The organism is Bradyrhizobium sp., assembly GCF_049512235.1.
GTDB lineage: Bacteria > Pseudomonadota > Alphaproteobacteria > Rhizobiales > Xanthobacteraceae > Bradyrhizobium.
Window position 1 is genome coordinate 1 of sequence record NZ_JBEKXH010000315.1, and the last position, 9,178, is coordinate 9,178.

Sequence of the window (9,178 nt, forward strand, 5' to 3'; positions counted from 1 at the left end):
TTCCGGCCTTCGGGGCGCTCGGCGACCAGGCCGGCCTGCTTCAGGGCCTTGAGGTGTTGAGAAATGGCGCCCTGCGTCACGCCGCTCCCTCGCGTCAGTTCGACGACGCTGATCTCGTCGGAGCGGACGACCTGCTCAAACACGGCCCGCCGTGTGGGATCGGCAAGCGCGCGCAGGACGGCGTTGATGGGAACGGCTTCGGTCATGAGAAACCGATAGCGTACGCTAATTGATTAGTCAATACTAATTTATTTGATTTAAACGGCGCGCAGCCATATCGATCTGATGGCGATCGGTCATGGGATGAGTTCCTGACGATCGATCTCGAGCCGTTTCTCCGCAAGACATGGAAGCGCCTGCGCCGCCTCGACCAGGCCCGGTCGATGGTGGTCGCTTCGCCCGACGTGCTGAGCGGCACGCCGGTGGTCCGGGGCACGCGCATACCCGTGTATGACGTCGCCGCTTCGGTCGCCGCCGGCGTTCCGATGAACCGCGTGCTCGCGGCCTATCCGAGCCTCGACGGCGACAAGGTGGATCTGGCTACTTTGTATGGGGTTGTTCTCGATATTTTACGTGCGAGAGCCGCGTCGGCCTTGCGGCTGGCCTGCCGGCGGCCTTGAACGGCGGATTTCGCCCATCGGGCCCGACGCTTGCGCGGACCCGGTGGGCTCCAATCCGCCCGACCGGCCGGCACATGAAAACAAAGAATTTCCACTGGCACATGTCGGGACCGCAGTTCCGGGATTATCATCTCCTGCTGGAAAACCCAGGAGAGTTCAGATGACCAGCACCCGAAAAGAGACGGACAGCCTCGGCGTGGTCGAAGTGCCGGCCGACAAATTGTGGGGCGCGCAGACCCAGCGTTCCCTGGAGCATTTCAGCATCGGCCATGATTTGATCCCCCGCGAAATGATCACGGCCTACGCCATCCTGAAGAAGGCCGCGGCCAAGGCAAACCACGCCGGCGGACGGCTTGACGACCAGCGTACCAAATTGATCGCGCAGACCTGCGACGAAATCCTCGCCGGCCAGCACCACGACATGTTCCCGCTGCATGTCTGGATGACGGGCAGCGGCACCCAGTTCAACATGAACGTCAACGAGGTGATCTCCAACCGTTGCTGCCAGCTCGCGGGTACGCCGCTTGGCAGCCACACGCCGGTTCATCCCAACGATCACGTCAACATGGCGCAGTCCTCGAACGATACATTTCCATCGGCCATGTATATCGCGGCTGCCGTCAACTTGAAGGCGCGGCTCTCTCCCGCCATCGCCGCCTTGCGCGATGCCATCAGCGCCAAGGCCGAGGCGTGGAAGGACATCATCAAGATCGGGCGCACCCACATGCAGGATGCCACCCCGCTGACCCTGGGCCAGGAATGGTCGGGCTATGCCGGGATGCTGTCGGATGATCTGGAGCGGATCGAGGCGGCCCTGCCAGGCGTTTACCGCCTGGCGCTGGGCGGCACCGCCGTCGGCACCGGCATCAACTCCGCGCCCGGCTTTGCCGAGGCGGCGGCGGCCGGAATTGCCGAACTGACCCGTTTGCCTTTTGTCACCGCGCCCAACAAATTCACCGTGCAGGGCGCCCATGATGCGCTGGTGCAGCTGTCGGGAACGCTGCGCACGCTGGCGGTGTCGCTCTACAAGATTGCCAACGACATTCGCCTGCTGTCGTGCGGGCCGCGCGCCGGGTTCGCCGAGCTGAACATTCCGGAGAACGAGCCGGGCTCCTCGATCATGCCGGGCAAGGTCAATCCGACCCAGTGCGAGGCCCTGGCGATGATCGCCGTGCAGGTAATGGGCAATGATGTCGCCGTCGGCTTCGGCGGCGCCGGCGGCTACCTCGAGATGAATGTCTACAAGCCATTGATGATCTTCAACGTCACCCACTCGATCACGATCATGACCGACGGCTGCGCGAACTTCAGAAAATTCCTGGTCGAGGGCACCGAGCCTAATCTGAAGAAGATCAACGAATATGTCGAGAGGTCGCTGATGCTGGTGACCGCGCTCTCGCCCGTTATCGGCTACGACAAGGCCTCGAAGATCGCGCACCACGCCATGGAACACGATCTCACCCTGAAAGCCGCGGCGCTGCAATTGGGTTTTGTCAGCGAGGCGGAATTCGATCGCATTGTCGATCCCAGGAAAATGGTGACGCCCTACGTGGCTTAGAACCGTCGGCGGCGACCTGAAGGGCGACTGGGGCCGGGCCCCGCGATGCGCGGGCCGGACTCGGGAGGGAGTTCCGAACTCAAGGCCTGGATCGGGAGAGGCGCGCATGATACCGCAACTGCAAAGCCGGCTCGTGCTCGCCTTTGCCCGGGTTCTTTTCATCAACGGGCAGGCCACCGAGCAGACCGTGGCGGCGGCCGAACGGCTTGGGCGCGCGCTCGGACTGCGGGTCAGGCTGATGCCGCGCTGGGGCGAAGTGCAGCTCCAGCTCGAGGACGCGGGCGGAGACCTCGTATTCCAGGACGCCGCGGACCCGACCGGCGTCGACATGGACCGCGTCGCGGCAACCATGAAGGCGATCGCGGACCTCGAGGCGGGCGGGCTGACGGCTGCCTCCGCGCTGCAGAAGATCGGCGCGATCGCCAAGCTGCCGCCGGCGCCGACATGGCTGTTCGCGCTCGCCGCAGCTGTCGGCGCGGTGGCGCTGGCCGTGATCTTCGGCGTCGCGCATCTCCCCGCCGCGGCACTGATATTTGTCAGCGCAGCGGCCGGCGCCATGCTGCGCCGCGGTTTGGCGCAGTGGAGCAAGAATATCTTCATCCAGCCGTTCTGCGCGGCCCTGCTTGCCGGCATGATCGGCGCGCTGGCGGTTCGCGCCGAATTAAGCTCCTCGCTCAGGCTGGTCGCGGTCTGCCCGTGCATGATCCTGGTGCCCGGACCACACTTTCTCAACGCCGCGCTCGACCTCGTCACCGGCCGCATCCATCTCGGGGCCGCCCGCCTGATCTATGCGCTGCTTATCGTGGTGGCGATATCGACGGGATTGCTGCTCGGCCTCAGCCTGCTCGGCGCATCGCTGCCGGTCGAAGCCGCCGGCAGGGAGGTGCCGTTGTGGCAAGACATGATCGCCGCCGGCGTCGCCGTGTTTGCCTACAGCGTCTTCTTCTCCACGCCGCTGAACATGCTGCCCTGGCCGGTCGTGGTCGGCATGCTGGCCCACGCGCTGCGCTGGGCCGCGCTCACCGTGCTCGGGCTCAGCGCCACGGCCGGGGCGCTGGTCGCCTGCGCCGTGGTCGGGATCATACTGACGCCGGTCTCACGACGCACCCACATGCCGTTCGCGGCCATCGGTTTTGCTTCCGTGGTGTCGATGATACCCGGCGTCTACCTGTTCCGGATGGCGAGCGGGCTTGAGCAGATTGCCGAGGGCGGCCCCACGCCACCCGAGCTGATCGCCGCGACCTTGGCCGATGGCATGACCGCCACCCTGATCATCCTGGCGATGAGTTTTGGCCTCATCGTTCCGAAGCTGATCATCGACATTTCGGCGACCGATCGACGCCGACGACATCATTTTGAAAATGAAATCGTCTGATCTGCGGCGACGAAATGGATGGAGAACTCGGCGCCGCCTCCGTTTCGGTTCTCGACGGTGATGGTGGCGCCGTGCAATTCGACAATGCGCTGCACGATCGACAGCCCTAATCCGGTGCCGCCCTGTTGGCTGCGATCGCGACGCCAGAAGCGGCGAAAGATCAGATCCCGTTCCTCGTCCGGGATGCCCGGACCTTGATCCCGCACCCTCACCGTGCCGTCCTCTTCAACGACGAACTCGACGACCGTATCTGGCGGGGCGTGTTTGATGGCGTTCTCCGCAAGGTTTCGGACGGCCCGTTGCATCATTTCGGCGTTGCCTTTGACCCATACCGGCGCGTTCGAAGCAAGCAACGCGATTTCCCTGCCCTGCTCCAGCGCCAAGGGGGCAATGAACTCCGCGACCTCGAAGCAAACTCCCCGCACATCCGCCAATTCCCCGGGATCGATGGTGAATGCATCAAGTTCCGCAATGTCGAGCAATTGGCCGACGACCCGGCTCATCGCTTCGATATCCTGATGCAGGGCATCGGCGATGCGTTGGTTTTCCAGCGTATCCACCCGCGTGCGTAGAATGCTCAGCGGCGTGCGCAGTTCATGCGCGGCATCCGCGGTGAATTCGCGCTGAATTCGAAAACCCTGGTCGAGCCGGTCGAGCGCCTGATTGACCGCGGAGACCAGCGGCCGAACCTCGCTCGGAATTTCATCGACCGGCAGCCGGACATCGGTGCGCGCCGGCCCGATATGCTGCGCTATCTCCGAGGCCTGTCGCAGCGGCCGCAAGGCGCGTCTGAAGATTGCAATATCCGTGACCAGCAATATCAGCAGTATCGGCAGCGTTATCCAGCCGACATTCCTGAAAAAATCCTTGACGATGTCGTCGATCAAGACGTCGCGGTTCGCCAGATCCTCGGCCGCCTGGATCCAGACGGTCCTCGTGCCAACCAAGCTGCGAATGCTGGCGCCGGAGATTGCCGCCTCACCATTGCGCGTTTCGAGAAACTGAACCGCGGCCGTCCTTGGGTCATCGGGAAATATCGGCGCCTTATCCTTCAGCGACGAAAACAGGGTATTTCCCCGATCGTCGACCACGGCATAGGAATATCGCCCATAGGGCTGTGAATAGAGGCCCTGAAGATCGGCCGGGAGATCAAGCGCCAAGCTGCCGTCGGCCCGCGAGACCAGATGATGCGCGAGTGACTCCGCCTGCTCTTCCATCGCTTTATCGTGGATGTTGCTTGTCGCCAGGTTTAACAGCCACGACAGCGCCAGTGACATCAGTACCGACGTGATGGCCACAGCGATCACGTGCAGGATCACGATGCGCGAGATGATCGATTTAAATCGGATCACGCTTTTCCTCGGCGATGAGATATCCGACGCCGCGTATGGTGTGGATTCTCACCCGGGCGCCCTTGTCGGACAGCTGCTTTCGCAGACGGTGGACATAGACTTCGACCGCATTCGACGCGACTTCTCCGGAAAGCCCGAAAATATGATCCTCAACCTGCTTCTTGGAAACGACACGTCCCTTGCCGCGCATCAGAAGTTCAAGCACCGCGGTTTCGCGGGAGGACAGGACCTGAGGCTGATCGTCGATGAACGCCTGCCGATTCCGGAAATCAAATTCCAGATTGGCGACATGAAGCGAGCTACCGAGCTGCTGGCCGGGTCTGCGTAGCTGTGCTTCGAGGCGGGCCACCAGTTCTTCCAGTGCGAACGGCTTTACCAGGTAGTCATCGGCTCCGCTGCGCAAGCCGCTGACGCGATCCTGAAGTCCGCCGCGTGCGGTGAGGACCAGCACGGGTATTGGGTTCTTGCGATGCCTCAACTCTTTCAGAATCGACAGGCCTTCGCCATCGGGAAGTCCGAGATCGAGTATCAAGGCGGCGTAGGAGGTCGTGGTCAGGGCGGCCCGGGCTTCCGCCGCCGTAGCCAGCAGATCCGTATCATAGCCAGCGGTTTGCAGGCCCTTGGCCAGCAACTGGGACAGTTGGATATTGTCTTCGACAATCAGCAATCGCATCGGCGGCCAACCACAGACCTATCGGGGTATTCAGACCAGCTTTTGAAGTGTTTTGATAACCGAGACAAGCTCTGAAGTTTCAGGATGCGCGCCGCTATAAGCTGTCCTAAGCTGGTTTCGCAAGATCGCTCGCCTCCCGAGGACGCGCATAATCAGATGCAGGCTGCCGATTTCGCGGGTAAGGAGAGTTGCCAGCGTTGCATACAGGACCGGACACAATTTGGGGAATCTTCATGAAGCACACGGTCATTGCGACAGCGCTATTGCTAAGCGCGGTGGTTTCGGCCCAGGCCTCACCCGGCCGCAATCGGCTGATGTGCAGGGCTGATGTTCTCCGCTCGAAAGAACTGACGTTTTCGCCGATCTATTACCATCTGGTCAGCGCAGACCTGCTGATCGTTCCACCAGATGGCCACGCATTCCAAGCGACGGTGGAAAAACTGATGCCATGGCAAGCCCCTCCTCCTCGGCAAGGCCAAAAATTCAAGTTCAGGTGCGATTCAGAAGCTTGGCGAAGTATATTTCGCTGACCGAAACTGCGGCTCCCTTCGCTCTGTCTTCCAAAACGGTTCAGGCCATATATAACCTGCGATAAAAGGAGGAGGTCTTGGTAATGGCTGACGCCTCCGCTATGGCTAGGAGCCGTTGGCTGCGGAGACAGGAGAGACGGCTTGTTGTTCAGAACATCGAGTTGCAGGATTGGCATCACGTTAGGGCTGCTTCTGGCGGGTGAACCTCTTGCTCTTGCTCAACCCGCTCCGAACGGGCCGGAGATCTGGGACGCCAATCACGACGGCATCTACACCTGCGACGAATGGAAGAGCTATCTTGACCGGATATTCACCTTGGCCGATCGCAACCATGACGGTCATCTCGACCAGTCCGAGTTCGCGACGGTCCGCAAAGCCGGCGGCATATTGGCGGAAGCAGATTTCGGTTATTTTGACGAGAATCAGGATGGCAAGATCACGCGCAACGAATTCGTCGGCAAGCCGAGCGAGTTCATCCTGCGGTACGACAAGAACGGCGACTGCCGCGTCACAGCGGACGAAATAAAGGCAGGGAACGCCCCGAAGCAGGCAGGTCCGCCGGTCCGGGAGCGGGACAGGTTCCATCCAAACTAAAACGCCGGTGCTTAGAGAGGTCAGCCGTATTAGATCCGCGCGGCCTTGGCGGCACCAATTGCGGATCGCGGCCGGCTGGGCCGAGCGAAGCTTCGGTCTCGTCGCATCCTTGCGCCCGGCCACGACCGTGAAGCGGCGGAGGGTTCCTGACTATGGAATCTCTATAACAATCCCCCCTTTCCATCCCGAAATACTATGCCGTCATCGGTATGATGGTCGCCACGACGGGCTGGCCGCGGGAATAACCCCATGACTTCTCACAGGTTTACAACTTGGCTGGACACGCTATCGCTGGCCGGCCTGCCGTCGGCGTCAGCGAGAGGACCCATGCGCAGGGTGCGCCGCATCCGCAAACCGATCGTCATGGCCTTGGCCGCGCTCCTGCCCGCCGGAATCGGCAACGGTCCTGCGAAAGCGGAAAATCCGGACATCAGCAGCCGGCGCGCTTCCGAACGAACGGATTTTACCAATGACGAGATCCGGGACGGATTCTTCAAGATCGCGCTTCACCCTGAATTGCAGCTCGGCCAGCCGGCGGAGCGGGTCCGCAAGTTCGATGAACCGGTCAGGATATTCCTGGACAACAAGGGTTCTCCCGATCGCCGTTCGGAGATTGCCGCCGTTGTCGACGACATCCGATCCCGCGTCGATCACCTCGACGTGGGCATCACGAACGACCGCCGGGCCGCCAACTTCGTCGTCACCCTCGTTTCGGGCCGGGATTTCAGCGGGACGATTCGCTCGCTCTACGGGCGCGAGCGGGCGAAGCAAATTGAACAATCGCTGGCGCCGCAATGTCTGTCCGGCATTGGCAAGGACAAGCGCTTCCGCATCCGGCGCGCCGAGGTGATCCTGCCGGTAGATGCCGGAGAATTTACCTTCTTCGACTGCGCCTACGAGGAGCTGCTGCAGGCCCTTGGGGCGATCAATGACGACCGCTCGGTGCCCTGGACCATGTTCAACGACGACGTCCAGATTTTGACTTTTGCGATTTTGTTGGGTTTGGCACCTTGTGGACGGGGTTGGCGCGGGGAACGGCGGAGGTCAGGGAGGGCGTGGAGCCGGCTTGAGAAAGGCCAGCGTCTGCATGAGGTCGTCCCAAGAGGGGAAGATCAAGAAGGTAGTGATCGAATCCAGGTTGCTGAAGAATCGGCTTCGCGACCCGAGCTTTTGCCTGGCCGAGCGCCAGAGTTCGTCGGCGATGTCGCAGACGGTGTGAATGGCGAAGGCGAGCAGGTTCAGGGTAGCGAGGACGGAGGCGAGGTGGAGCTTGCCGTGGCCGAAGTTGTGCTCGATATTATACCCCTTGGTCTTGAGAACGTTGAAGGTTTCGTTCTCGATCTTCCATCGGGCACGACCGCAGGCGGCGAGCTGGGCGACGTTGTCGGCGCCGACCGGGAGGTTGGTGACGAAGCTGTTGTGGTAGGTGACTTTGCCAGCGGCGTCGACGATCTCGATCTCGAACCAGTTGACGATGAGGGCATCCTTGCCGTCGCGCAGGGGAACATTGGAGAGCCAGCGGTAGCGATTGACGGTGTGCTTCTTGCCGCGCTTGACCTTCTCTTCGTGGGTCGGAAGGTCGATCCCGGTGACGTATTCGGCAATCAGCGGATGGGAGGATGGCTTGCAGACGAAGATGAAATCCCCGTCGACGTCGCGCACGGCCTCGCACAACGGCTGGCGGGAGAACAGGTCGTCACCAAGAAAGATCGGATTGAGCCTTGCGTAGCGCGCGCCGTGGGCGGCCAGCCATCGCTTGGCCGCGGTGTTCTCGCAGTCCTGCTTTTCCGCGCCATCCTGCGGCGCGATGAATTCCGGCTCGAGCGGGACAACCTTGTCGTGTCCGGGCGCGACCAATGTCGCCCCGAGCATCGCATGGAAATACTCGGTCTCAGCTTTGCCGCGCAGCCGGGTCGAGCAATGCCGACAATGGACGTTCTTGGAGCAGAAATATTCCGTTCCATCCAGGGCGATCAGCACATGATCCCCCAGCCGACGAAAAGCATCCAGGCCGTCGGGCATCGCTTCCAGCGCCGCGACCGTATCGGCAAACACCGGATGAAGCCGTTCCGGCTGTGCCGGATCCAGCATGTCGCGAATATGGTTGTCGCTGGGGATCTTGGCGATCCCGAACAAGCTCTCGCAGTTCGAACGCCCGTGCCCTTGCTGCAGCCGCAGCTGATGCGCCAGAAACGAGGGGCTCTGCATGAAAAACACCGAGAACGCCGCCATCCCGATGTCGCCCATCGGGTAGGTCACGTTCGTTCCTCCGCGCTTGTCCGGAAATGCTTCCAGGCACCGTCGCAACGAACCGAGGAGGGGCTCAAGGGGCCGCATCCCCATACCGAAGCCGATTCACGCCCGTTTGCGAATCCCCATTCTGTCCGCCGAGTCAAAACGCCGCATCCTCGCCGCCGCCCGAGCCTCAGCAAGCACCCCAGTTGCAATTGCGATTCATTCGTATTGAGAACTGCTG

9 protein-coding genes and 1 pseudogene are annotated in these 9,178 nt (G+C 61.7%); 7 read left to right on the top strand and 3 right to left on the bottom strand.

The genetic code is table 11. The annotated features are described in order from the left end of the window. Window positions 1-206, bottom strand: a 206-nt coding sequence (locus ABSG20_RS24485; protein ID WP_423867082.1) for an ArsR/SmtB family transcription factor, incomplete at its 3' end; no start/stop codon positions are given. 177 nt (window positions 207-383) lie between these two features. Between ABSG20_RS24485 and ABSG20_RS24490 the strand changes: the two genes are divergently transcribed. The 4 genes and pseudogenes from ABSG20_RS24490 (at window position 384) to ABSG20_RS24505 (ending at window position 3,553) form a co-directional block, all read left to right on the top strand. Further along, window positions 384-620, top strand: coding sequence for a DUF433 domain-containing protein (locus tag ABSG20_RS24490; protein WP_423867083.1), 237 nt, complete (start codon window positions 384-386; stop codon window positions 618-620). Window positions 621-691: 71 nt separating this feature from the next. After that, window positions 692-775, top strand: a pseudogene (locus tag ABSG20_RS24495) (DNA starvation/stationary phase protection protein); the annotation flags it as partial. 5 nt (window positions 776-780) lie between these two features. After that, entirely contained in the window at window positions 781-2,178 is a 1,398-nt protein-coding gene (gene fumC, locus ABSG20_RS24500; protein ID WP_423867084.1) for a class II fumarate hydratase, read from the top strand. Window positions 2,179-2,284: 106 nt separating this feature from the next. Further along, window positions 2,285-3,553, top strand: coding sequence for a threonine/serine exporter family protein (locus ABSG20_RS24505; RefSeq protein WP_423867085.1), 1,269 nt, complete (start codon window positions 2,285-2,287; stop codon window positions 3,551-3,553). Here the strand turns inward: ABSG20_RS24505 and ABSG20_RS24510 are convergent. Both ABSG20_RS24510 and ABSG20_RS24515 read right to left on the bottom strand, forming a co-directional pair. Continuing rightward, on the bottom strand, window positions 3,529-4,905 hold the full coding sequence (locus tag ABSG20_RS24510) for a sensor histidine kinase (RefSeq protein WP_423867086.1): 1,377 nt from the start codon (window positions 4,903-4,905) through the stop codon (window positions 3,529-3,531). The genes ABSG20_RS24505 and ABSG20_RS24510 overlap by 25 nt on opposite strands. After that, window positions 4,892-5,578 (bottom strand): response regulator, encoded by a 687-nt coding sequence (locus tag ABSG20_RS24515; protein ID WP_423867087.1) that lies wholly within the window; start codon window positions 5,576-5,578, stop codon window positions 4,892-4,894. The genes ABSG20_RS24510 and ABSG20_RS24515 overlap by 14 nt, the downstream gene beginning before the upstream one ends. Before the next feature lie 233 nt (window positions 5,579-5,811). Here ABSG20_RS24515 and ABSG20_RS24520 point away from each other — a divergent pair, with 233 nt between their 5' ends. The 3 genes from ABSG20_RS24520 to ABSG20_RS24530 form a co-directional block, all read left to right on the top strand. After that, a complete protein-coding gene (locus ABSG20_RS24520) occupies window positions 5,812-6,108 on the top strand; it encodes a hypothetical protein (RefSeq protein WP_423867088.1) in 297 nt (98 codons plus the stop codon). Window positions 6,109-6,249: 141 nt separating this feature from the next. Further along, window positions 6,250-6,702, top strand: coding sequence for an EF-hand domain-containing protein (locus ABSG20_RS24525; RefSeq protein ID WP_423867089.1), 453 nt, complete (start codon window positions 6,250-6,252; stop codon window positions 6,700-6,702). Between the two features lie 327 nt (window positions 6,703-7,029). Then, window positions 7,030-9,178: DUF2927 domain-containing protein (locus ABSG20_RS24530; protein WP_423867090.1), on the top strand; the 2,149-nt coding region annotated here is incomplete at its 3' end.

Coding starts and splice junctions, on each gene's coding strand:
- ABSG20_RS24490 (WP_423867083.1), top strand. CDS start 384: ATGGTGGTCGCTTCGCCCGACGTGCTGAGCGGCACGCCGGTGGTCCGG.
- fumC (WP_423867084.1), top strand. CDS start 781: ATGACCAGCACCCGAAAAGAGACGGACAGCCTCGGCGTGGTCGAAGTG.
- ABSG20_RS24505 (WP_423867085.1), top strand. CDS start 2,285: ATGATACCGCAACTGCAAAGCCGGCTCGTGCTCGCCTTTGCCCGGGTT.
- ABSG20_RS24515 (WP_423867087.1), bottom strand. CDS start 5,578: ATGCGATTGCTGATTGTCGAAGACAATATCCAACTGTCCCAGTTGCTG.
- ABSG20_RS24520 (WP_423867088.1), top strand. CDS start 5,812: ATGAAGCACACGGTCATTGCGACAGCGCTATTGCTAAGCGCGGTGGTT.